The organism is Stenotrophomonas sp. 14P6.2.3 (assembly GCF_057799055.1).
On sequence record NZ_JBYOLA010000005.1, the window covers coordinates 115550 to 139392 of the forward strand.

Here is a 23843-nt window from a genome sequence, read left to right on the forward strand (position 1 = left end):
AATCCCCTCCGTCCCCTTTTTCATTCCGGGTCGTAGTCGAGGTTCGATGCCAGCCAGCGTTCGGCCTGCGCGCGGTCCACGCCCTTGCGGCGTGCGTAATCGATGACCTGCTCGCGACCGAGACGGCCGACCACGAAATACTGGCTCTGCGGGTGGCTGAAGTAATAGCCCGACACTGCCGCGGTCGGCAGCATCGCGAAGCTCTCGGTCAGCTGCATGTCGGCGTTGGTTTCCGCGCCCAGCAGGTCGAACAATCGGCGCTTTTCACTGTGTTCGGGGCAGGCGGGGTAGCCGGGCGCGGGGCGGATGCCGCGATATTTCTCGTCGATCAGCGCTTCGTTGTCGAGTGTCTCGGCGTGGTCGTAACCCCAGAATCCGGTGCGTACGCGCTGGTGCAGGCGTTCGGCCAGTGCTTCGGCAAAGCGGTCGGCGAGCGCCTTCAGCAGGATCGCGTTGTAGTCGTCGTGGTCGGCCTCGAAACGGGCCACGTGCGCGTCGATGCCGATGCCTGCGGTGACTGCGAAGGCGCCGATCCAGTCCTGCTTGCCGCTGTCGATCGGGGCGATGAAATCGGCAAGGCAGAAATCCGGGCGTTCGGCAGGCTTGTCCACCTGTTGCCGCAGGAAGTACAGGGTGGCCTCGCCATCGGGATGCTGCACACGTACGTCGTCGCCGATGCTGTTGGCGGGCCACAGGCCGAACACGGCCTTGGCCTGCAGCCACTTCTCGTTGACGATGCGGTCCAGCATCGCGCGCGCGTCCTGGTAAAGCTCGCTGGCCTGGGTACCGACGATCTCATCGGTGAGGATGGCCGGGTACTTGCCGGCCAGTTCCCATGCCTGGAAGAACGGTGTCCAGTCGATGTAGGGCACCAGTTCGGCCAGCGGGTAGTCATCGAATACATGCAGGCCCGGCTGCTTCGGTGCGGGTGGCGTGTACGCCTCCCAATCGCACTTGAACTTCTGGCCGCGTGCATGCTCCAGCGAGACCAGACGCTTGGCGTCGCCGCGGTTGCGATGGCGGGTACGGATCTCGGCGTAGTCGGCCTCGTTGGCGGCGACGAACGCATCGCGCAGCTCGCGCGAGATCAGCGACTGCGCCACGCCCACGGCGCGCGAGGCATCCTTCACCCATACCGTCGGCGCTTTGTAATGGGGGTCGATCTTCAACGCGGTGTGCGCACGCGAGGTGGTCGCACCGCCGATCATCAGCGGCAGGTCAAAGCCCTGTCGCTGCATTTCACGGGCGACATGGCTCATTTCCTCCAGCGACGGCGTGATCAGGCCGGACAGGCCGATGATGTCGGCGTGGTGCTCGCGCGCGGCATCGAGGATCTTCTGCGCCGGTACCATCACACCGAGATCGATCACCTCGAAGTTGTTGCAGGCCAGGACCACGCCGACGATGTTCTTGCCGATGTCGTGCACATCGCCCTTGACCGTGGCCATGATGATCCTGCCATTGCTGCGGGCGGTGTCGCCGCTGCGTGCCTTTTCAGCTTCGATGTAGGGCAGCAGGTAGGCCACCGCCTTCTTCATCACCCGTGCCGACTTCACCACCTGCGGCAGGAACATCTTGCCGGCGCCGAACAGATCGCCGACCACGTTCATGCCATCCATCAGCGGGCCTTCGATCACGTCCAGCGGGCGGCTGGAACGCTGCCGGGCTTCTTCGGTATCGGCTTCCACCCATGCGTCCAGGCCATGCACCAGCGCATGCGCCAACCGCGCATCCACCGGCTTCTCGCGCCAGGCCAGGTCTTCGGTCTTCGCCGCGCCCTTGCTGCCCTTGTAGCGCTCGGCGATTTCAAGCAGGCGCTCGGTGGCATCACGGCGGCGGTTGAGGATCACGTCCTCCACCCGCTCGCGCAGGTCCGGCTCCAGTTCGTCGTAGATCGGCATGGCGCCGGCGTTGACGATGCCCATGTCCATGCCCGCGGCGATCGCGTGGTACAGGAACACCGAGTGGATCGCCTGGCGCACGGTCTCGTTGCCACGGAACGAGAACGATACGTTCGATACGCCGCCGGAAACATGGCAGTGTGGCAGCGTCTGCTTGATGATGCGGGTGGCTTCGATGAAATCGACCGCGTAGTTGTCATGCTCTTCAATGCCGGTGGCGACGGCGAAGATGTTCGGGTCGAAGATGATGTCCTGCGGCGGGAAGCCGATGTCATCGACCAGCAGGCGATAGGCGCGGGTGCAGATTTCGACCTTGCGCGCGCAGGTGTCGGCCTGCCCGGCCTCATCGAAGGCCATCACCACTGCGGCGGCGCCATAGCGCAGCACCTTGCGCGCATGCTCGCGGAACAGCTCCTCGCCTTCCTTCAGCGAGATCGAATTGACCACGCTCTTGCCCTGCAGGCACTTCAGGCCAGCCTCGATCACGCTCCATTTGGAGGAATCGACCATCACCGGAATTCGGGCGATGTCCGGCTCGGACATGATCAGGTTGAGGTAGCGGGTCATCGCCGCTTCCGAATCGATCAGGCCCTCGTCCATGTTGACGTCGAGGATCTGCGCGCCGCTGGCCACCTGCTGCCGGGCCACGTCCACCGCTTCCTCGTAGCGGCCTTCCTTGATCAGCTTGCGGAACTGCGCACTGCCGGTGACGTTGGTGCGTTCACCGACATTGACGAACAGCAGGTCCGGGGTGATGACCAGCGGTTCCAGGCCGGACAGGCGGGTAGGGCGGACAGGCGTCATGGCAGGCGGCGGCTCAACGGCAACAGGGCGGAAGGTGGATGGCGATGGCAGTGCTGCTCATGCGGCCTGGACCTGGGCGGCCGGCAGGGCGCGCGGCGGCAGCCCCGCTACCGCAAGCGCGATCGCGCGGATATGGTCCGGGGTGGAGCCGCAGCAGCCACCGACCAGGTTCAGCAGACCATCTTCGGCAAAGCCGCGCAGGGTGGCCGCCATTTCCTCGGGTGTTTCGTCGTACTCGCCGAACGCATTGGGCAGGCCCGCATTGGGATGGGCACTGACGTAGCAGTCCGACACCTGCGACAGGGTTTCCACATGCGGACGCATCGCGTCGGCGCCGAGCGCGCAGTTCAGGCCGATCGACAACGGCCGTGCATGCGCGAGTGATGCCTGGAAAGCCTCGGCGGTCTGCCCGGACAGGGTGCGCCCGGAGGCATCGGTGATGGTGCCGGAAATCATGATCGGCAGCCGCGCGCCACGTGCATCGAAGGCTTCCTCGATGGCATACAGCGCGGCCTTGGCGTTGAGCGTATCGAAGATGGTCTCGACCATGATCGTGTCGGCGCCGCCATCGATCAGGCCATCGATGGCTTCGCGGTAAGTGCCGCGCAGTTCGTCGAAACTGGTGTTGCGGAAACCAGGATCGTTGACGTCCGGGCTGATCGAGGCGGTGCGGCTGGTCGGGCCGAGGACACCGATGACGAAGCGTGGCTTGCCCGGCGTGGTCGCCTCCACCGCATCACAGCAGGCACGGGCGACGGCAGCGCCTGCCTTGTTCAGCTCGTACACCAGGTGTTCGAGGTGGTAGTCGGCCTGGCTGACCGAGGTGGCGTTGAAGGTATTGGTTTCCACCAGGTCCGCGCCGGCTTCCAGATACGCACTGTGGATGCCGGCGATGACCTCCGGTCGGGTCAGCAGCAACAGGTCGTTGTTGCCTTTCAGGTCGTGGCCTTCCGGTGTTGCGCCATGGTCGCAGCCAGGGCCATGGGCATGGTCGTAGCCGCCGGCGAAGCGCTCGCCCCGGTAGTCGTCTTCCTGCAGGCCGTGTCGCTGGATCATCGTGCCCATTGCGCCGTCGATGATCAGGATGCGATCACGCAGGGCGGCGAGCAGCAATTCCACGCGTTCCGGGTGCAGCCAGGGCAGGGCGGACATGTCGACCTCAGGGCTTGTTGGCGATCAGCGAGATCACTTCGAAATGCGGCGGGCGCTTTTCGCGGGTGACCGTTTCCAGGTTGGAGACCTGCAGGCCGGCCTTGTCGACGAACTTCTTCAGTTCCTTGTCGCTGAAGCCGAGGTTGACGTGGCCATAGGCATCGACCGCGGCCTTGTGCTCGTGGCGGGCCAGGCTGCACAGCAGCAGGCGGCCGCCCGGGCGCAGCACGCGTGCGGCCTCGGTGACGGCCTGCGCCGGCTTGCTGGCGTAGGTCAGTGCGTGCATCAGCACGACCAGGTCGAAGCTGCGGTCCTTGAAGGGCAGGGCATGCATGTCGCCCTCGCGCACTTCCACATTGGGCAGGCGGCGCAGGCGTTCGCTGGCGGCAGCCACCACGCGCGCGCTGGTATCGATGCACACGTAACGCCTGGCGTGCGGGGCGACCAGTTCGGCCAGCACACCGTCGCCGGAGGCGATATCCAGCACGTCGCCGGTTTCCAGCAACGGCAGCGCGGTACGCGCCAGCGCTTCCCAGGTGCGGCCCGGGGAATAGTGGCGTTCCATGTCGCCGGCCACGCTGTCGGCCCAGTTCTGGTCGGAAGCGCGGTGGGCAAGCACCGCAGCGACCCGTTCAGCATCCTGGCGCAGCAACGGATCGTCGCTTCCGTTGCTCAGGGCATGCCACAATGCACGCTGCGCCGGGTCCAGCTGGCCTTCGTCGAAGCGGTAATAGGCCGACACGCCCGCACGGCGGTCGCGCACCAGGCCGGCTTCCTTCAGGCGCGCCAGATGAGTCGATACCCGCGGCTGCGCCAGCCGGGTGATGGCCGAAAGCTCGGCCACGGTCAGCTCTTCCTGCTCCAGCAGCGCCAGCAGGCGCACACGGGTGGCATCGGCGAACACCTTCAGGCGGGTCGACCAGTCTTCCAGATCCATAAATATCTACCTATCGCGATATAGAGATATATTCGCTGACCGCACCCCTTCCGGTCAAGCCGCAGCTCCGCGCGAGTCAGCCGCCGATGCCCGGCCCCGGTACAATCGGGGCACCTGGGCGCGCGCTGCGCGGCCCATAACATCATGTACCCGGGAGGGTGTTGTGGATTTCAGCTTTACCGAAGAGCAGTTGATGCTGCAGGACGTGGCGCGTCGCATCGCGCAGGAGAAGATCGCCCCGAGTGCGGAGCACCATGACCGTACGGGTGAGTTCCCGCTGGACAACATCCGCCTGCTGGGCGAGAACGGCCTGATGGGCATCGAAGTGCCGGCCGAATATGGCGGCGCAGGCATGGACCCGATCGCGTACGTGCTGGCGATGGTGGAGGTCGCCGCCGGTGATGCTGCGCATTCGACCATCATGTCGGTCAACAATTCGCTGTTCTGCAACGGCATCCTGACCCATGGCAGCGAAGCGCAGAAGCAGAAATACGTGCGTGCCATCGCCGAGGGCGAGGCCATCGGTGCATTCGCACTGACCGAGCCGCAGTCGGGCTCGGACGCCACGGCGATGCGTTGCCGTGCGATCAAACAGGCCGACGGCAGCTACGTCATCAATGGCAAGAAGAGCTGGATCACCTCCGGCCCGGTGGCCAAGTACATCGTGCTGTTCGCGATGAGCGAGCCGGACAAGGGCGCGCGTGGCATCACCGCCTTCATGGTGGACACCGACAAGGCCGGTTTCGGTCGCGGCAAGACCGAACCGAAGCTGGGTATCCGTGCCTCGGCTACCTGCGAGATCGAGTTCAACGATTACGTGGCGCAGCCGGAAGACGTGCTGGGCCTGGAAGGCGAGGGCTTCAAGATCGCCATGGGCGTGCTTGACGCTGGTCGCATCGGCATCGCCTCGCAGGCGATCGGCATTGCGCGTGCCGCCTATGAAGCGACCCTGGAGTACGTGAAGGATCGCAAGGCCTTCGGTGCGGCCATCGGTACCTTCCAGATGACCCAGGCGAAGATCGCCGACATGAAGTGCAAGCTGGACGCGGCGCTGCTGCTGACCCTGCGTGCGGCATGGGTGAAGGGCGAGGGCAAGCGCTTCAGCAACGAAGCCGCCATCGCCAAGCTGACCGCTTCGGAAGCGGCGATGTGGATCACCCACCAGGCCGTGCAGATCCATGGCGGCATGGGCTATTCCAAGGAAATGCCGCTGGAGCGCTACTTCCGTGATGCCAAGATCACCGAGATCTACGAAGGCACCTCGGAGATCCAGCGCCTGGTGATCGCCCGCAACGAGACCGGGCTGCGTTGACAGCCATCGGGTAGATGCACGCCATGTGTGGATGGTGCGGACCAAGGTCCGCACCCACCTCGAAGCGCAGGAAAAAATGCCTTGGGTCACCCCAAGGCATTTTCATCGGAGTGTACTTCCCGATCAATTGCCTCCGCAGGTCAGCGTCCGTCCATCCCAGCGACAATCCAGCCCGCCTGCGATGCCGCTGCCTTCAATGACCGTCACGCCGTAGAGGCGTGCGGTATCGATCCAGCGCTGCATCGCTTCCCTGTCCTCGAACTGATAGACACCAGCAAAGTCTTGTGCAGTGTCCGGATTGCTGGCGGCGCCGTCTGGGATGCGGTTGCCTGAGGCGTCAATGCTCTCACCTTACACATATTTTGCGCGGTCAACGAGGTCCGGATGGATCACCAGCGTGGTTTTGGAGCCATCCCGCCAAGTGATCACATAGGTCGCACCGTCGATTCCCAACAGTCGGCTGACGAAGCTCAATCCGATGGATGACAGGAACGTAGCCATGCTGTTCCATGCGGTGGAAGACGTCGTCGCGCCAGAAAAAGCCTGGCCGATGGCCTGCTCCAGCTGGAACCGCGTTGTAGCCATCTGGGCAACATCGTAGGCATTGAGATTCTTGTGCGCGTCCGGAAATGAGATCCCGTTGGCTCCTCCGGGATTGTCCGGATGAACGTCGAAGTGCGCTCCGCGGCCCCCGGCGCGCGGGGCATCGAGCATGCCCATGATGCGATTGAAGGCCGCGATGATCTCCGGTGGGATGGATGTAGTGACTGCCCGGTACCTGCGCAGCTCGCGGTCGTACTCCACCTCGTAGCCATGAAGTCTGCGCTGGCTGAAATCTGCGACGATGGTGGGACCGGTGCCGGATGTGAGCGCGAGCGCGCGTGGGTCGGTGCAGTTGTCACAGACCAGCACACCTGCGGCATGTGTCAACGGTGAGAACAATGCGCTCAGCCCCAGCAGCGCAAGGAGTTGGGCAGCTCGCGGGACAAACGAATTACGCATGGGATCCTCCCTGATGTTCCTGTGGTAGAGACCCTTGGTTAAAGCGCTGTTCCGGTGGAGGTTGTGATGGATTGCGCGGTATTGGATTTGTTGATGGATGGTGCCAACTAGTGACGCATATGGCCCAAAAACCGAGGGGGATCGCGATATCCATCGCCTGATCTGTAGATCTATGCGCACGCATGGCTGTCAGAGGCGACACTTGCAGTTGATGAATCCCGCTCCGGCATGAGTGGCCGAACATGGGCCCGGCCCTACAGAAAAGCAGCAAAGAAAAAGGCCCCGGATCGCTCCGGGGCCTTTCTCGTTTCAACTCACTGTTGGATCAACGATCCGGGCGGTGGGCGGATTCCGCATCACGCTGGCGGCCGAGGAATTCCTTCGACGGTTCATCCAGTTTGTCGCCCAGCATGCGCCGCACGACCACGAAGAACACCGGGATCATCAGCAGGCCGAGCAGGGTGGCGAACAGCATGCCGCCGATCACGCCGGTACCGATGGCGTGACGCGAGTTGGCGCCGGCACCACTGGAGATCGCCATCGGGATCACGCCCATGATGAACGCGAAGGACGTCATCAGGATCGGGCGGAACCGCAGGCGCGCCGCTTCGATGGTGGCATCGCGCAGGGTCTTGCCCGCCGCACGCTGCTCCACCGCGAACTCCACGATCAGGATCGCGTTCTTCGCGGCCAGGCCGATCACGGTGATCAGGCCGATCTTGAAGAACAGATCGTTCGGCAGGCCACGCATCATCGACAGGGCGAGTGCACCCAGTACGCCCAGCGGTACCACCAGCAGCACCGCCACCGGAATCGACCAGCTTTCATACAGTGCGGCCAGGCACAGGAACACCACCACGATGGACAGCACCAGCAGCAGCGTCGCGGCGTTGCCGGCCAGGATTTCCTGGTAGGACAGGCCGGACCAGTCGTAGCCGAAGCCCGCCGGCAGGTCGTCGTTGACGATGCCTTCCATCGTCTGCATCGCTTCACCCGAGCTGGTGCCCGGTGCCTGCGAACCGACGATGTTGATCGCCGAGTAGCCGTTGTAGCGGCTCAGCGACGGCGGTGCCGAGACCCATTCGGACTTGACCACCGTGCTCAACGGGATCATCGCGTTGGTGCCGTCGGTATTGGTGGTCAGGCTGGACGGGCTGTAGAAGCTCTTCAGCGATTCCTGGCCGGTGCGGTACGGACCATCGGCCTGCATGGTCACGCGCTTGATGCGGCCTTCGTAGAAGAAGTCGTTGACGTACACCGGGGCCAGCATCAACTGGATGGTGCTGTACACGTCCGACACCGACATGCCCATCGACTGCGCCTGCACGCGGTCCACGTGCAGCTGCAGCTGCGGGGCGTTTTCCAGGCCGTTCGGGCGCACGCCCACCAGATGGTCCGGCTTCTGCGCGGCCTGGCCAAGCAGGATGTTGCGGGCCTGGGTCAGCTGCTCGTAACCGGCACCACTACGGTCCTGCAGCCACATGTCGAAGCCACCGAACTGGCCAAGGCCCTGCACGGTCGGCAGGTTGACCACGAAGATCTGCGCCTCCTTGATGCCGTAGAACGCGCCGTTCATGTTCTGGATGAATTCCGGAGCAGTGAACTTGCGCTCTTCCCACGGCTTCAGGCGGATGAAGCCCATGCCCACGTTTTCGCCGGAACCGACGAAGCTGAAGCCGGCCACCTGCAGCATGCCTTCATAGCCATCCTGCTTTTCCAGGATGCCGCGCATCTGTGCGAACGCTTCGTTGGTCTGGCTCTTGGTCGAGCCCGGCGGCAACTGCACGATCGCCAGTGCATAGCCCTGGTCTTCTTCCGGCAGGAAGCTGCCCGGCATGCGGGTGAACAGGAAGCCGCACAGCGCGGTCAGCACCACGAACAGGATCATCCAGCGCGGTGCATGGCGCACCGCGGAGGTGATGTGGCCCACGTAGGTGTGGCTGATCTTGTCGTAGTACTTGTTGAAGGTGCGGTAGATGATGTTCGGGTTGTCGTTGTGCGTCGGCTTGAGGAACGTCGCGCACAGCGCCGGGGTGAAGCCCAGTGCCAGGAACGCCGAGAACGCCATCGAGATGGCGATGGTCAGGGCGAACTGTTTGTAGATCTCACCGGCCGCACCGCCCTGCAGGGCCGAGGGGATGAACACCGCCGCCAGCACGACGGTGATGGCCACCACCGCGCCGGTGATCTGGGTCATCGCCTTCTGCGTGGCCGGCTTCGGCGCCAGGCCTTCCTCGGTCATGATGCGTTCGACGTTTTCGATCACCACGATCGCGTCATCGACCACGATGCCGATCGCCAGCACCATCGCGAACAGGGTCAGCTGGTTGATCGTGAAGCCGATCATCCACATGCCCAGGAACGTACCCAGCAGCGCCACCGGGATGACCAGCGTCGGGATCAGGGTGGCGCGGAAGTTCTGCAGGAAGATCAGCATCACCAGGAACACCAGCAACACGGCTTCGAACAGGGTCTTGACCACTTCCTGGATCGAGATCTTGACGAAGGTGGTGCTGTCGTACGGCGAGAACCAGGTGACGCCGGACGGGAAGCTGGGCTGCAGCTCGTCCATCTTGCCGCGCACGGCCTCGGCCACGTTCAGGGCGTTGGCGCCCGGCAGCAGCTGGATCGCGAAGGCGCCGGTGGGCTTGCCGTTGTACTGGGTATCGAAGCCGTAGTTGTTGGCACCGAAGGCAACGCGGGCGATGTCCTTCAAGAGTACGCGCGAGCCATCAGCGTTGGCCCGCAGGATGATGTTCTCGAACTCCTGCGGCGAGCTGAAGCGGCCTTCGGCCGATACCGTGGCGGTGAAGTGCTGGCCTTCCGGCGACGGGTCGGAGCCCAGTGCGCCGGCGGCGAACTGCACGTTCTGCGCGCGTACCGCCGCCAGTACCTGGCTGGCCGACAGGCCATAGCCCTGCATCTTTTCCGGGTTGAGCCAGATGTTCATGGCGTACTCGGAACCGAACTGCTGGGTGCTGCCGACGCCGGGGATGCGCGAGACCTGGTCGAGCACGCGCGAGCCGACGATGTCGTTCAGCGCGTCACGGTTGATGGTCGGCGTATCGGACTGCAGCGCCACCACCATCAGGAAGCCGGCGTTGGCCTTGGCCACCACCACGCCCTGCTGGGTGACTTCCGAAGGCAGTCGCGGCGTGGCCAGCGAGACCTTGTTCTGCACCTGCACCTGGGCGATGTCCGGATCGGTACCGGTCTCGAAGGTCAGGGTGATCGAGGCGCGGCCATTGGACGCGGACGAGGAGCTGAAGTACAGCAGGTGATCGATACCGGTCAGCTGCTGCTCGATCACCTGGGTGACCGATTTCTCCGTGGTGTCCGCGCTCGCGCCCGGGTAGGTGGCCGAGACGGTCACCTGCGGCGGGGCGATGTTGGGGTAGGACTCTACGCCGAGGTTGAGGATCGCGATCACGCCGCTGAGCGAGATCAGGATCGCCACCACCCAGGCGAAGACTGGATGTTCGATGAAAAATTTAGGCATGACGGAAGGTCCCGTTACTGCTTGTTCGATTCGGTGGCGGCCGGCTCGGCCTTGTCGGCCTGGTCAGCCTTGGCCGGTGCCTTGGCGTCGGCCGGAGCCGTGGCCGCCGCGCCCGGAGCAGCCGCGCCGGCGGCAGGCTTGCCGTTGGCGTCCTGGCCCGGGGTCCACGGCTTGGCCGTGGCCGGCGTACCTTCCTTGACCTTCTGCACGCCGGCAACGACCACCTTGTCACCGGCAGCCAGGCCTTCGCTGACCAGCCAGTTGCCGTTCTGCGCGCCGTCGGTCTTGACGTTCTTGCGGATGACCTTGCCGTCGGCGCCGACCACCATCACATAGCCGCCGGTGGTATCGCGCAGCAGCGCCTGCTGCGGCACCAGGTAGGCGTTGTTGCGTTCGCCCAGGTTGGCCTGGAAGCTGACGAACGCACCCGGCAGCAGGATCTTCTGCGGGTTCGGCAGCACCGCGCGCAGCGACACCGCGCCGGTAGCCGGGTCGACCGTGGTCGAGGAGAAGTCCAGCGTGCCTGGCTCGCTGTAGGTGCTGCCGTCGGCCAGCTTGACGTTGACCGTGGCCTTGCCGTCGCCGGACAGGGCCAGCGTGCCCTTGGCCTGCTGCGCACGCAGCTGGGTCAGTTCATCCACGCTCAGCGAGAAGTTCACGTACAGCGGGTCGAGCTGGTCCACGGTGGTCAGCAGGGTCACATCGCCCTGGCCGACCAGCGCGCCTTCGGTGACCTGCTGCTTGTTGGCCACGCCGCTGATCGGGGCAGTGACGTTGGTATAGCCCAGGCTGATGCGGCTGCTGGTCACCGAGGCTTCGGCCTGCTTGACCGCGGCCAGCGCGGTGCGCTCGGCCGACTCGGCGTTGTCCAGGTCGGCCTTGGACACGAACTTCTGCGGTGCCAGCGAACGGGCGCGGTCAGCGGCGACCTTGGCGTTGGCGTAGGTCGCGCGTGCCGAAGCCAGCTGGGCTTCGGAGGCGCTGAGCGAGGCGCGCAGCGGTGCCGGATCGATCAGGAACAGGGTCTGGCCCTGCTTGACCTCGCTGCCTTCCTGATAGACGCGCTTGAGCAGCACGCCGGGTACGCGGGCGCGCACATCGGCGCTGCGGAACGGCGACAGGCGACCGACCAGCTCGCGCTGCAGCGGCAGGGTCTGCGGCTTGGCATCGATCACGCCCACCTCCGGCGGTGGAGGCGTCGGCTGTTCCGGCTTCTTGCAGGCAGCTACGGCGACAGCAACGGCGCACGTCAAGGCAAGGGTGCGGAGTGGGGCGGTCATCAGGAGGAACTCCGGGGTTGGTTTGAAGACGGGGCCGGCGAGGGCTGCGGCGCGAACGCGCGCAGGAAGCCATCGACGGAGAACTCTGCCCAGCGCCGACGCAACGCTGCGTCATCACGATGGGGGGTATGGAAGCGCTGTTTGTCGAAATCCTGACCGGCGATCATGCTCAGCAGCAGTTCGGCCATGAAGTGCGGGTCGTCATGCCGCAGCAGCCCGCGACTGCAAACGGTTTCAATCCATTCAGCAAGATGAAACGTCAACGCGCCGGCGCCATGCCGGTACAGCGTACGCGCCTCTTCGGGAAACTGTGCTGCATCGGCGGCGATCAGGCGGCAGGCCTGGCCGACGTGGGGCTGGTTGAAGTGCTCCAGGAAGTCGGTGGCGAACTGCAGCAGGCTGCCACGCAGGTCGTCACCGCGGAGTGCACGCAGCATGGCCCCGGTCGCGTGACCGACGTGGCGCTGCATCACCCGCCGCAGCAGGGCCTGCTTGTTGCCGTAGCGCGAGTACAGCGTCTGCTTCGAGCAGCCAGCATGCTGGGCGACCGCATCCATGCTCATCTGCATGCCCTGTTGGGCAAGCAGTTCGCGCACGGCATCGAACACGCGCTCATCACGCGCGTCGAGGGCGACAGGAAGGTAGGCCGGATTCACGCGGTGGACTATACCGTCCAGTTCAGGATTGTGGAATCGCGCCGATGTTGCCGCATGTGTCTTCCGGTAACACGTTTTGCCGATCCTGTCGGCAACGCTGTGCGACGGCGATGCCCATACCGGTGCGAACTGAATAGGGCGTCTAAACCGCAGCAAACCCGAATCTGGTTATTCCGTCCTGCAGCAAGGCCTTTTCGTGCGGTAGGGCTACAATTTCATTTTCCCAACTGAGCAAGCGCGCCGCTCTGCCATGAAACCGCAAAAAACCGCAGCCAAGACCGTGAAAAACAAAAGCAAACCAGTTGAGTCGGAGGTCGCAGTGACCGCTGGTTTCTCCCTGGAGCCGGTGTACACGGCCTTGCGCAAGCGTTACCCCGCGGCCGCTCAGGCCGAGGCAGTGGCATTCGCAGCCGATTTCTACAAGCGCATGGAGGCGGACGAGTTCCCCCACCACAGCGCTGAGGAGTGGGCCGCGCTCGCAGCCGAAACGCTGGAATTCGCCCGTGCCCGCAAGGCCGGCAAGGCCAATGTCCGTGTGTTCAATCCGACCGCGAAGGCCAATGGTTGGGAATCGCCGCACACCGTGCTGCAGATCATCAACGACGACATGCCGTTCCTGGTCGACACCGTGACCATGTCGCTGGCCGAGCATGGCGTTGGCGTGCATGTGCTGGGCCACCCGGTGCTGCATTTCACCCGTGACAAGGCCGGCAAGCTGACCAAGGTCGGCGAGGGCCAGCTGGAATCGGTGATGCTGCTGGAGATCGACCGCCAGCCGGCCGAAGCCATGGCAGACATCGAGCAGGCCATCAACAAGGCGCTTGATGAAGTGCGCGCCATCGTGCGCGACTGGCAGCCGATGCAGGACAAGGCGCTGGCGCTGGCCGACGACCTCGGCAGCCGCCAGCTGCCGGTCGACGCTGCCTCGCGCAAGGAAGCACAGGAATTCCTGCGCTGGGCCGCCGACAACCACTTCACCTTCTTCGGCTACCGCGAGTACCGCGTCGAGAAGCAGGGCAAGGAAGACGTGCTGGCGCCGCTGAACGATACCGGCCTGGGCCTGATGCGCGGCAAGGACAAGTCGGCCGCACGTCCGGTCAAGACCCTGGCCGCCCAGGGCCTGAACACCACGTCCGGGCTGAAGGACGCGTTGATCCTGACCAAGACCAATGCCCGTTCGCGCGTGCACCGTGCCGGCTACATGGACTACATCGGCGTGCTGGAATTCGACGCCAAGGGCAAGATCATCGGCGAACAGCGCTTCCTTGGCCTGTTCACCTCCAGCGCCTACAACCGCCGCCCGTGGGAAATCCCGCTGGTGCGTCAGCGCTACGAGCACGTGATGAAGCAGTCCGGCCTGGCTGGCTCCAGCCATAGCGGCAAGGCCCTGCGCCACATCCTGGAAACCCTGCCGCGCGAAGAACTGTTCCAGTCCAGCGAGGACGAACTGTTCCGCACCGCGATGGGCGTGCTGGGCCTGCAGGAGCGTGTGCGCAGCCGCCTGTTCCTGCGTCGCGACAAGTACAGCCGTTTCATTTCCGCGCTGGTCTACCTGCCGCGCGAGCGTTTCAACACCGACGTGCGTCTGCGCATCGAAGCGATGCTGAAGGAAGCACTGCACGGTGAGTACGTGGACAGCTCGGTGGTTCTGGGTGAATCGCCGTTGGCGCAGGTGCACCTGATCGTGCGTCCGAAGCCGGGCGAAATGCTCGACGTCGATACCGCCGAACTGGAGCAGAAGCTGGCCCAGGTGCTGCGCAACTGGCAGGACGACCTGCGCGAAGCGCTGGTCACCCGCCACGGCGAAGCTGAAGGCCTGCGCATCGCTGCGCGTATCGGCAAGGCTCTGCCGGCCGGTTACATCGAAGACAACAGCACCGCCGTTGCCGCCAACGATGTCAGCCAGCTCGACGCGCTGACCGGCCCGGACGACCTGCGCCTGAGCCTGCAGGCCGTGCCGCGCGAATCCGGCGATGGCCTGCGCCTGAAGCTGTATCGCCAGCTGGATGACATCCCGCTGTCGGACGCGTTGCCGATGATGGAAAACATGGGCCTGCGCGTGATCGCCGAGCGTCCGTACCGCCTGTCGGTGGACAACGCGCCGGTGTACGTGCAGGACTTCGAGGTCGAATCGACCGCCGGTGCGATCGATGCCGCCAGCGTCGATGAAGCCTTCGGTGAGACCTTTGCCCGCGTCTGGCACGGCGATGCCGAGAACGATGCCTTCAACCGTCTGGTGCTGGCTGCCGGCCTGCACTGGCGCCAGGTCGCCATGCTGCGCGGCTACTGCAAGTACCTGCTGCAGACCGGCGTGCCGTTCTCGCAGGCTTACGTCGAAGGTACCTTCACCCGCTACCCGCTGCTGGCACGCCTGCTGGTCGAGCTGTTCGAAGCCCGCTTCGATCCGGCCACCGGTCATGAAAGCAAGGAAGACATCGCCACTGGTCAGGCGCAGCTGAAGGCCCACCTCGACGTGCTGGCTGCCGGCGACGAGGCCACCCTGAAGGTGCTCAAGACCGTGGTCGACGCCCGCAAGGGTGACCGCGATGCGCAGATGCAGGCCGCGCGCGAAGCGCTGCTGAAGCTGATGGACCGCGTGTCGAGCCTGGACGAGGACCGCATCCTGCGTTCCTTCATGGGCGTGATCGATGCGACCCTGCGCACCAGCTACTACCAGACCGATGGCAACGGCCAGCACGGCCATGTCATCAGCTTCAAGTTCGATTCGGCCCTGGTGCCGGACCTGCCGAAGCCGCGTCCGTACCGCGAAATCTTCGTGTACGGCCCGCGCGTGGAAGGTACCCACCTGCGCTTCGGTGCCGTCGCCCGTGGCGGCCTGCGCTGGTCGGATCGTCGCGAAGACTTCCGTACCGAAGTGCTGGGCCTGGTCAAGGCGCAGATGGTCAAGAACACCGTCATCGTGCCGGTCGGCGCGAAGGGCGGCTTCTTCGCCAAGATGCCGCCGGTGAATGGTGATCGCGATGCGATCTTCGCCAACGGCGTGGCCTGCTACAAGCTGTTCATCCAGGGCCTGCTGGACATCACCGACAACATCGTCAACAACAAGATCGTGCCGCCGGTGGATGTCGTGCGCCATGACATGGACGATCCGTACCTGGTGGTGGCCGCTGACAAGGGCACCGCGACCTTCTCCGACATCGCCAACGGCCTGGCCATCGCGCACGGCTTCTGGATGGGCGATGCGTTCGCCTCCGGCGGTTCGGTCGGTTACGACCACAAGGGTATGGGCATCACCGCGCGCGGCGCGTGGGAGTCGGTCAAGCGCCACTTCCGTGCACTGGGCCGTGACAGCCAGACCCAGGACTTCACCGCGGTCGGCGTCGGCGACATGTCCGGCGACGTGTTCGGCAACGGCATGCTGCTGTCGCGCCACATCCGCCTGCTGGCCGCGTTCGATCACCGTCACATCTTCCTGGACCCGAACCCGGATGCAGCGACCACGTTCGTCGAACGTGAGCGTCTGTTCACCGTGCCGCGTTCGAGCTGGGCGGACTACGACGCCAAGCTGATCAGCAAGGGCGGCGGCGTGTATCCGCGCAGCCTGAAGTCGATCGAGATCACCCCGCAGGTGCGTGAGGTGCTGGGCCTGGACGAGAGCGTCAAGGCGCTGTCGCCGAATGACCTGATGAGCGCGATCCTGAAGGCGCCGGTCGACCTGCTGTGGAACGGCGGCATCGGTACCTACGTCAAGGCCGCCAGCGAGCAGCACAGCGATGTCGGCGACCGCGCCAACAACGCCCTGCGCGTGAACGGTGGCGAGCTGCGCTGCAAGGTGGTGGGCGAGGGCGGCAACCTGGGCATGACCCAGCTGGGCCGCATCGAAGCCGCCCAGGCTGGCGTGCTGCTCAACACCGACTTCATCGACAACTCGGCCGGTGTGGATACCTCCGACCATGAAGTCAACATCAAGATCCTGCTCAACGATGTGGTGCGGGCCAAGAAGCTGACCGTCGAGCAGCGCAACAAGCTGCTGGCGTCGATGACCGACGAAGTCGCTGCGCTGGTGCTCAACGACAACTACCGCCAGAACCAGGCCCTGAGCCTGATGGAGCGGATGGCGGTCAAGCGCCTGGGTTCCAAGCAGCACTTCATCCGTACGCTGGAACAGCAGGGCCTGCTGGATCGCCAGATCGAGTTCCTGCCGTCCGATGCCGAGCTGTCCCAGCGCAAGGCGCGTGGCCAGGGCCTGACCCGTCCGGAACTGTCGGTGCTGCTGTCCTATTCCAAGCTGGTGGCGTTTGCTCAGCTGCTGGATTCGGATATCCCGGAAGATCCGTACCTGTCCAAGGAACTGCAGCGCTACTTCCCGACCCCGCTGCAGAAGAAGTACGCCGACGCGATGGAGCGTCACCGCCTGAAGCGCGAAATCATCGCCACGGCCGTGACCAACCAGACCATCAACCGCATGGGCGCCACCTTCCTGATGCGCATGCAGGAAGACACCGGCCGTTCCATTGCCGAGGTCGCCAAGGCGTACACCATCAGCCGCGAAACGCTGGATGCCCGCGCGCTGTGGGCGCAGATCGACGCCCTCGACGGCACTCTGCCGGAGTCGGTGCAGATCGATGCACTGGAAGTGATCTGGAAGCTGCAGCGTTCGTTCGTGCGTTGGCTGCTGTCGCGCCCAAGCCCGATGCCGGGCATCACCGAGGCGGTCAACCGCTACCAGGGTCCGTTCAACGACATCCGTGTTGCTTCGGGTGTGCTGCCGGATTCGCAGCGTCCGACCTACGAGGCCCTGGTGGCCGAGTGGAAGGAAAAGGGCCTGCCGTCGGCATTGGCACAGCAGCTGGCCGAACTGCACTTCCTGGAACCGGCGTTCGACATCATCGAACTGGCCCGTACCCGCAAGCTGAAGCCGGTGGATGTCTCCAAGATCCACTTCCGCCTGGGCGACGCCCTGCAGCTGCCGTGGCTGTTCGAGCAGATCGACGCGCTGGAGGTCAACGGCCGCTGGCACGCGGTGGCACGTGGCGTGCTGCGCGACGAACTGGCCGCGCACCACCGCAGCCTGGCTGGCCAGGTGCTGGCCACCAAGGGCAGCACCGCTGAAGCCAAGGTGGCCGCGTGGATCGGTCGTGACGACAGCAGCCTGCGCTTCACCTTGGCGATGCTGGCTGAACTGGCCGAGCAGAAGACCCTGGACTACCCGACCGTTTCGGTCGCAGTGCAGCGTCTGGGTCAGCTCGCTGCCCACGGCGCGTAAGTGAAGTAGTGCCAGGCCATGCCTGGCATGAGTAAAAAAAGGAACGGCCCCGCGAAAGCGGGGCCGTTCTTTGGTTTGGAGGGTATGCTCTTGCTGGCACACCCACCCGGATCCACCGATGAGCGACACCCCCCGCATCGCTTTCCTGGCCAGTACCACCGAACCTGCGCAGATGGCCCGCGCGGCGATGGTCTCGCGCTATGGCGACCACGCGCCCGACCAGGCCGACGTGCTGTGTCCGCTCGGTGGCGATGGCTTCATGCTGCAGACCCTGCATCGTCACGGACACCTGGGCAAGCCGGTATTCGGCATGAAGCTGGGCACGGTGGGTTTCCTGATGAACCAGTACCGTGGCGACGACGACGTGCACGCGCGTATCGCCCGTGCCGAGCCGGCCCACCTGCGCCCGCTGGAAATGGTGGCGCTGACAGAATCGGGCACCACCACCGGGTCGCTGGCCTACAACGATGTCTCGCTGCTGCGGCAGACCCGGCAGGCGGCGCATATCGGCATCGACCTCAATGGCCAGGAGCGGGTGGGCGAACTGATCGGTGATGGCGTGCTGGTGGCCACCCCGGCTGGAAGCACCGCCTACAACTACTCGGCGCATGGACCGGTGCTGCCGCTGGGCTCGCACACCATTGCCCTGACGCCGCTGGCCCCGTATCGCCCGCGGCGCTGGCGCGGCGCCATCCTCAAGGCCGACACCGAAGTGCGCTTCCGCGTGCTCGATCCCTACAAGCGTCCGGTCAGCGTCACCGCCGATTCGCACGAGACCCGTGATGTGGTCGAAGTGACGATCCGCGAGTCGCGCGAGCACCGGGTGACCCTGCTGTTCGACCCGGAGCACAACCTGGAAGACAGGATCCTGAGCGAACAGTTCGTTTTTTGACGACAATAGGCGGCCGGCACTGCCGACCGCTTGAAGGACCCCACCGATGGGCGACAATTCCCCCCGTTTGCTGACCGTCGCGGTGACCTCGCGTGCGCTGTTCGACCTGGAAGAAAGCCATGCACTGTTCGAGAGCGATGGCGTGGCCGCCTATGCCGAGTACCAGCGCCAGCACGAGGACGACATCCTCGGGCCGGGCGTGGCCTTCCCGGTGGTGCGCAAGCTGCTGGCGCTGAACCAGGGCGCCAGCCCCGAGAACCCGCGCGTGGAAGTGATCCTGCTGTCGCGCAACTCAGCCGATACCGGCCTGCGCATCTTCAATTCCATCCAGCACTACGGGCTGGGCATCATCCGCGCGACGTTCACCGCCGGTGAGCCAACCTGGCCATACGTGAAGCCGTTCGGCACCGACCTGTTCCTGTCGGCCAATCCGGAATCGGTGCGCAGCGCGCTGCGCCATGGCATCGCCGCTGCAACCATCCTGCCCAAGCCACCGGGCGAGACTGCCGCCGCTGCCGCCGACCAGATCGACATCACCCGCCCGGCCGGGCAGCTGCGCATCGCCTTCGATGGTGATGCGGTGATCTTCGGCGATGAGAGCGAGCGCATCTCGCGCGAGCAGGGCGTGGAAGCCTTCGGCCGGCACGAACGCGAGCGTGCACGCGAGCCACTCAGTGGCGGTCCGTTCCGTGGTTTCCTCTCTGCGCTGCACACGTTGCAGGAAGTATTCCCGGCTGGCGACAGCGCGCCCATCCGCACGGCGCTGGTGACCGCGCGTTCTGCGCCGGCGCATGAGCGGGTGATCCGCACCCTGCGCGAATGGGGCGTGCGCCTGGACGAGGCGCTGTTCCTCGGTGGGCGGCACAAGGGCCCGTTCCTGCAGGCGTTCGGTGCGGATATCTTCTTTGATGATTCGCAGCACAACATCGACAGTGCGCGTGAACACGTGGCGGCCGGCCATGTGCCGCATGGTGTCGCCAACGAGGGCTGAAACCATGGCCGGTGGGTGCCAACCGTTGGTTGGCACTGCCATGCATCGGCGCCCACCAAGGTGGGCGTCTACCGATCAAGGCGTGGCTGACATCCCCAGCTGCAGGTCCACCACCTTCCAACGCAGGCCCTGCGGTTCCAGCACTACCTTCAACGGTGGCTGGCCGGGACCGCGATCGACGTCGACCACGAAGCGGTCCAGCGCTTCGAAGTGGTGTTCGGCGTTCTTCAGCGGTCGCGCCGGTTCGGTCGTGCCGAAGGCATCACCACCCTGTAGTTCATTGCGGCCGCGCTTCCACAGCACGTGGCCCTGCAGCATCGCGCCGATGCCGGTGGGGGTGACCATGGTTTCCACCGCGGCACCGCCCAGCTGGTCGCCCAACCCGTACAGCAGGGCGCCGAAGGGGCTGGCAGCCACCTCGGGCCCGGCCTGGCGCACCAGGTAATCATTGAGCTGGGCGCGCAGGCTGGTGCGCACGCGTGGAAAATCCACGTAGCGCTCCAGGCGCGCGGTGTCGCGTTGTTCGATGGCCTTGGACAGGCCATGCACGGTCAGGTACGGGCCGCCGAACCACCAGCCCGCCACCACGACGATCAGCAGAACGAGGATGCCAATGAGCTTCTTCATGGTGCACAGCCTGCCGCAAGTGGGGGTGCCGGTGGTGAACGACGGGTGATGCCGGTGACGGCGCCGGTGCCGGTCAGAACTCCAGATCCAGCGCGGCGCAGAGGTAGTCGACGAACGGGCCCAACCCTGCCAGATCCTTGCCAAGCGTGGACAGCAGGCGCGGGCCGGTCATCGTGGCATCGTCCAGCGAACGCCACATCACCCAGTTGCGATGCTTGAGGTCATCGATGAACTCGAAGTCGGCGGGGAAGCCGCGCGGTGGACGCACCAGCTTCTCGGTTTCCTCGAAGTCGAAACGCTTGCGCAGCGCCGGTGCATGCGCGGCTGCCTTCCAGCTACCGGGGTTGTCGAGGATGAAGTGGCGGACGCGGCGCTGGGTTTCCGGTTCGGGATGCCACAGCCCGGCGCCGACGAAGCTCTCGCCCGGCTGCAGGTGCACGTAGAACGAGGGCGCGGCCACTTCGCGGCGGCGCTCATGGAACAGGCGCGCGCCCTGCCAGGTTTTGTACGGCGACTTGTCATGGGAGAAGCGCGCATCGCGGTGGATGCGGAACAACGAGCCGCCCACGCCACGGGTGTCTGCGCGGAAGTGTCCGCTCACCTCTGTCAGCGCCGGCTGCAGGTCGCCCAGCAGGCGCAGGAACGGCTGCCGCACATGGTCTTCGTACTGCTGACGATGGTCGTTGAACCAGGCCTTGTCGTTGTGCAGCGCCAGGCTGCGCAGGAACTTGAAACTGGCATCGGAGAAATAGGTGCTCACAGGTCCTCCTGCAGGTGCTGGCCCCAGTCACGCAGCGACTGCAGCAGCGTGGCGCGGCGAACGTCGTCGGGCGCTTCGGCCGCCAGCGCATCAAGCTGCTGTTGGTATTGGGCCAGGTTGAGTTCGCCCAGGCCTTCCTCGCCGGACAGGCGCTGGCGGCGATAGGCATTCCAGCGCTCGCGTTCTTCCGGTGCGAGGCTGCCGGGATGATTGCGGGCGCGGTAGCGGAACAACAGCTCGGGCAGCCGCGGGTCGCGGAAGCGGCCTTCCAGTGCAGCCAACTGTTCCGGTGGCGTGGTCCGTGCCAGTGCCAGCAGCGGCTTGTCGCCGGCACCGAGGAAGCCGTCGTACAGCGAAGCGTCCACGTCGGAGACGCTCGCCGCGCGCGGCTGGTTGTAGACCTGGCGCGCCTTCTCGGCCAACTGTGGTGCGAACGCGCGCAGTCGTTCGGCCTTGGCTTCGATCGCTGCCACGTCCAGCCCGAGTCGTGCGTGGTCATCGGCGCGCAGGTGGTTCCAGGCCACCAGCGCCGGCACCTTGTTCAGGTGCACTTCCTTCAACGGCACCCGGGCTACGCCTTCGGGCAGTTCGCTGGCACGCAGGTACAGGCGCTGGGCGATCACCTCGGCAGGCAGCTCCAGCAGGTCGTCGATATCGCCGTCGAGGTCGAACACGATCACCCGGTTGTTGATGGTCGGATGTACCGCCAGCGGCAACACCGGCGCCGCGCACAGGCGGCTGGCCGGGTAACGCATCGAGATATGCAGCACCGGCTTCAGCGCGGTGATGTCGAGCAGGCTGCCGACGAAACGCTTGTCGCGCAGCTTCAACGCGTAGTCCCACAGGCGCGGCTGCGACTGCTTGAACAGGCGCGCCATGCCGATCGTCGCGCGCACGTCCGACAGTGCTTCGTGGGCATCGCCCTCGCGCACGCCGTTGGCCTCGGCCAGGTGTTCGAGTTTGAACGACGTGGCGCCGTCCTCGCGCTTGGGCCAATGGATGCCCTCCGGACGGATGGCATGCATCAGCCGCAGCATGTCCAGCAGGTCCCAGCGCGAATTGCCATTGCGCCACTCGCGTTCGTACGGGTCGTGGAAGTTGCGGAACAGACCGTAGCGGATGAACTCGTCATCGAAGCGCAGAGTGTTGTAGCCCAGCGCACAGGTGCCGGGGCGCGACAGCTGCTCGTTGATGCGATCGAATGCTTCAGCTTCGCTGATGCCTTCGGCCAGCGCCTGCTGCGGGGTGATGCCGGTGACCATCGTGGCCATCGGCGAGGGCAGCAGATCGTCAGCCGGGCGAACAAAGAAGCTGACCGGCGTGTCGATCTCGTTGAGATCGCTGTCGGTGCGGATCGCCGCGTACTGGGCGATGCGGGTGCGACGCGGATCCTGACCGAAGGTTTCCAGGTCGTAGAACAGGAAGCTGTCGGCCATCAGTGCGCGCCCTCCAGCACCGGCAGCCGCGCATGGATCTGCGCCTCCAGTGCGTTCCAGTCGATGTTGTCCAGCGTGTCGTGGCCCGCTGTGGCGGTGATCAGCATCTCGCGCTGGATGTCGGTGCGGCGCAGTGCCTCGGCATAGGGCGTGTGCAGGAAGGTCACCATCGTGTAGTGCGGGACGAAACGCGTCGGCCAGCGCCGCTGCAGTTCCTGTTCCAGCTCGCGCTGCAGCAGGAAGGCCGGATCGGCCACCCGGTCGCGCATTTCCAGATAGTTCTCCAGCGCCATCTGCTGGATCGCACGCGCGTTCGGTTTGCGCTCGGCTTCGAACGCAGCGAACGCGCTCTGCAGGTCGTCCGCCTCCATCAGATGCCTGGCCAGTGCCACGCAGTCCTCGAACGCACAGTTCATGCCCTGGCCGTGGAACGGCACCATCGCGTGCGCGGCATCACCGATCAGCACGGCGCGGTCCTGCTGGTGCCAACGTTCCAGGGTGAGCGTGCCGAGCAGGCCCGGCGGATGCTGCTCCCAGTCCGCGCGCAGGTTGGGAATCAGCGGTAGGGTATCGGCGAACTCGCGCGCGAACAGTGCTTCCGCCTGGATGCCAGTGTTGACCGTAGCGAAGCTCGGATCGCCCTGGTTGGGCAGGAACAGGGTCACGGTGAACGTGCCCTCGTGGTTGGGCAGGGCGATGCACATGTAGTGGCCGCGTGGCCAGATGTGCAGCGCATTGCGCTCGATGCGGAAGCCGCCATCGTCGGTGGGCGGGATTTCCAGTTCCTTGTAGGAATGGTCGAGGAAGGCAATGTCCTCGCCCAGCGGTTCGCGCCGGTTCATCGCCGCACGCAGCGCCGAGCCTGCACCGTCGGCACCCACCAGCGTGTCGAAGCGGATATCGTGCGGACTGTCGTCGCGATCATCGATGAAGCGCGCGTAGCCGGCATCGAAATCGACCGTGTGCAGGCGGCGGTGGAAATGCACGGTGGCACCGGCCTGCTCGGCCAGTTCCAGCAGTGTGGTGTTGAGGTCGCTGCGATGGATCGACCAGATCACTTCGCTGTCGTCGCGACCGTAGCGCTGCAACTGCGGCTCGCCTTCGCGCGGATGCACCATGCGCCCGCGCATCATCACCGCACGCGCCATCACTTCGACTTCCACACCGGCCTGGCGCAACGCGTTGCGTCCGCGCTCGGCCAAGGCCAGGTTGATCGAGCGACCGCTTTCGTAATCGGCGATGCGCGGATCGCCACGGCGTTCGTACAGGGTGATGCGCCAGCCCTGCCGTGACAGCAGGATGGCCAGCAGGGATCCGGCCAGGCCGGCGCCGACAATGCTCAGCGAGCGGGATGCATGTGCGATCAA

15 protein-coding genes are annotated in these 23843 nt (G+C 65.1%); 4 read left to right on the forward strand and 11 right to left on the reverse strand.

The window, feature by feature from the left end:
• Positions 1 to 20 precede the first annotated feature (20 nt).
• The 3 genes from metH to AC27VL_RS06525 are packed head-to-tail and all read right to left on the reverse strand — an operon-like array spanning position 21 to position 4794.
• Positions 21 to 2705: a methionine synthase gene (metH, locus tag AC27VL_RS06515; protein ID WP_488765872.1), complete on the reverse strand. Its 2685-nt coding sequence runs from the start codon at positions 2703 to 2705 to the stop codon at positions 21 to 23.
• A gap of 57 nt (positions 2706 to 2762) precedes the next feature.
• Positions 2763 to 3857 (reverse strand): homocysteine S-methyltransferase family protein, encoded by a 1095-nt coding sequence (locus tag AC27VL_RS06520; protein WP_488765873.1) that lies wholly within the window; start codon positions 3855 to 3857, stop codon positions 2763 to 2765.
• A gap of 7 nt (positions 3858 to 3864) precedes the next feature.
• Entirely contained in the window at positions 3865 to 4794 is a 930-nt protein-coding gene (locus AC27VL_RS06525) for an ArsR/SmtB family transcription factor (RefSeq protein WP_100460457.1), read from the reverse strand.
• Between the two features lie 163 nt (positions 4795 to 4957).
• Between AC27VL_RS06525 and AC27VL_RS06530 the strand changes: the two genes are divergently transcribed.
• A complete protein-coding gene (locus AC27VL_RS06530) occupies positions 4958 to 6106 on the forward strand; it encodes an acyl-CoA dehydrogenase family protein (protein WP_089236120.1) in 1149 nt (382 codons plus the stop codon).
• Positions 6107 to 6457: 351 nt separating this feature from the next.
• Here the strand turns inward: AC27VL_RS06530 and AC27VL_RS06535 are convergent, their stop codons facing one another.
• The 4 genes from AC27VL_RS06535 to AC27VL_RS06550 form a co-directional block, all read right to left on the reverse strand.
• Positions 6458 to 7108 (reverse strand): hypothetical protein, encoded by a 651-nt coding sequence (locus tag AC27VL_RS06535; RefSeq protein WP_488765874.1) that lies wholly within the window; start codon positions 7106 to 7108, stop codon positions 6458 to 6460.
• Between the two features lie 325 nt (positions 7109 to 7433).
• A complete protein-coding gene (locus AC27VL_RS06540) occupies positions 7434 to 10607 on the reverse strand; it encodes a multidrug efflux RND transporter permease subunit (protein ID WP_229978598.1) in 3174 nt (1057 codons plus the stop codon).
• A 14-nt stretch (positions 10608 to 10621) separates the two neighbouring features.
• Positions 10622 to 11887, reverse strand: coding sequence for an efflux RND transporter periplasmic adaptor subunit (locus tag AC27VL_RS06545; RefSeq protein ID WP_488765875.1), 1266 nt, complete (start codon positions 11885 to 11887; stop codon positions 10622 to 10624).
• A complete protein-coding gene (locus AC27VL_RS06550; RefSeq protein WP_488765876.1) occupies positions 11887 to 12543 on the reverse strand; it encodes a TetR/AcrR family transcriptional regulator in 657 nt (218 codons plus the stop codon). The genes AC27VL_RS06545 and AC27VL_RS06550 overlap by 1 nt, the downstream gene beginning before the upstream one ends.
• A 250-nt stretch (positions 12544 to 12793) precedes the next feature.
• Here AC27VL_RS06550 and AC27VL_RS06555 point away from each other — a divergent pair, with 250 nt between their 5' ends.
• The 3 genes from AC27VL_RS06555 (at position 12794) to AC27VL_RS06565 (ending at position 19653) form a co-directional block, all read left to right on the forward strand.
• Positions 12794 to 17770: an NAD-glutamate dehydrogenase gene (locus AC27VL_RS06555; protein ID WP_488765877.1), complete on the forward strand. Its 4977-nt coding sequence runs from the start codon at positions 12794 to 12796 to the stop codon at positions 17768 to 17770.
• 118 nt (positions 17771 to 17888) lie between these two features.
• A complete protein-coding gene (locus AC27VL_RS06560) occupies positions 17889 to 18662 on the forward strand; it encodes an NAD kinase (protein ID WP_089236114.1) in 774 nt (257 codons plus the stop codon).
• Positions 18663 to 18708: 46 nt separating this feature from the next.
• Entirely contained in the window at positions 18709 to 19653 is a 945-nt protein-coding gene (locus AC27VL_RS06565) for a 5'-nucleotidase (RefSeq protein WP_033831508.1), read from the forward strand.
• A 75-nt stretch (positions 19654 to 19728) separates the two neighbouring features.
• On the opposite strand, the gene AC27VL_RS06570 is transcribed toward AC27VL_RS06565, so the two are convergent.
• The 4 genes from AC27VL_RS06570 to AC27VL_RS06585 form a co-directional block, all read right to left on the reverse strand.
• Positions 19729 to 20280, reverse strand: a complete 552-nt coding sequence (locus tag AC27VL_RS06570) for a DUF2939 domain-containing protein (protein WP_488765878.1) — start codon at positions 20278 to 20280, stop codon at positions 19729 to 19731.
• A gap of 73 nt (positions 20281 to 20353) precedes the next feature.
• A complete protein-coding gene (locus AC27VL_RS06575; RefSeq protein WP_488765879.1) occupies positions 20354 to 21040 on the reverse strand; it encodes a DUF2461 domain-containing protein in 687 nt (228 codons plus the stop codon).
• Positions 21037 to 22476 (reverse strand): exodeoxyribonuclease I, encoded by a 1440-nt coding sequence (gene sbcB / locus AC27VL_RS06580; RefSeq protein ID WP_100552953.1) that lies wholly within the window; start codon positions 22474 to 22476, stop codon positions 21037 to 21039. Before sbcB ends, AC27VL_RS06575 begins: the two co-directional genes overlap by 4 nt.
• Positions 22476 to 23843, reverse strand: a complete 1368-nt coding sequence (locus AC27VL_RS06585) for an FAD-dependent oxidoreductase (protein WP_488765880.1) — start codon at positions 23841 to 23843, stop codon at positions 22476 to 22478. Before AC27VL_RS06585 ends, sbcB begins: the two co-directional genes overlap by 1 nt.

Bases quoted from the DNA above. Each gene is read 5' to 3' on its own strand.
- AC27VL_RS06545 (WP_488765875.1), bottom strand. From the start codon at position 11,887: ATGACCGCCCCACTCCGCACCCTTGCCTTGACGTGCGCCGTTGCTGTC.
- metH (WP_488765872.1), bottom strand. From the start codon at position 2,705: ATGACGCCTGTCCGCCCTACCCGCCTGTCCGGCCTGGAACCGCTGGTC.
- AC27VL_RS06540 (WP_229978598.1), bottom strand. From the start codon at position 10,607: ATGCCTAAATTTTTCATCGAACATCCAGTCTTCGCCTGGGTGGTGGCG.
- AC27VL_RS06555 (WP_488765877.1), top strand. From the start codon at position 12,794: ATGAAACCGCAAAAAACCGCAGCCAAGACCGTGAAAAACAAAAGCAAA.
- AC27VL_RS06525 (WP_100460457.1), bottom strand. From the start codon at position 4,794: ATGGATCTGGAAGACTGGTCGACCCGCCTGAAGGTGTTCGCCGATGCC.
- AC27VL_RS06570 (WP_488765878.1), bottom strand. From the start codon at position 20,280: ATGAAGAAGCTCATTGGCATCCTCGTTCTGCTGATCGTCGTGGTGGCG.
- AC27VL_RS06535 (WP_488765874.1), bottom strand. From the start codon at position 7,108: ATGCGTAATTCGTTTGTCCCGCGAGCTGCCCAACTCCTTGCGCTGCTG.
- AC27VL_RS06565 (WP_033831508.1), top strand. From the start codon at position 18,709: ATGGGCGACAATTCCCCCCGTTTGCTGACCGTCGCGGTGACCTCGCGT.
- AC27VL_RS06560 (WP_089236114.1), top strand. From the start codon at position 17,889: ATGAGCGACACCCCCCGCATCGCTTTCCTGGCCAGTACCACCGAACCT.
- AC27VL_RS06520 (WP_488765873.1), bottom strand. From the start codon at position 3,857: ATGTCCGCCCTGCCCTGGCTGCACCCGGAACGCGTGGAATTGCTGCTC.
- sbcB (WP_100552953.1), bottom strand. From the start codon at position 22,476: ATGGCCGACAGCTTCCTGTTCTACGACCTGGAAACCTTCGGTCAGGAT.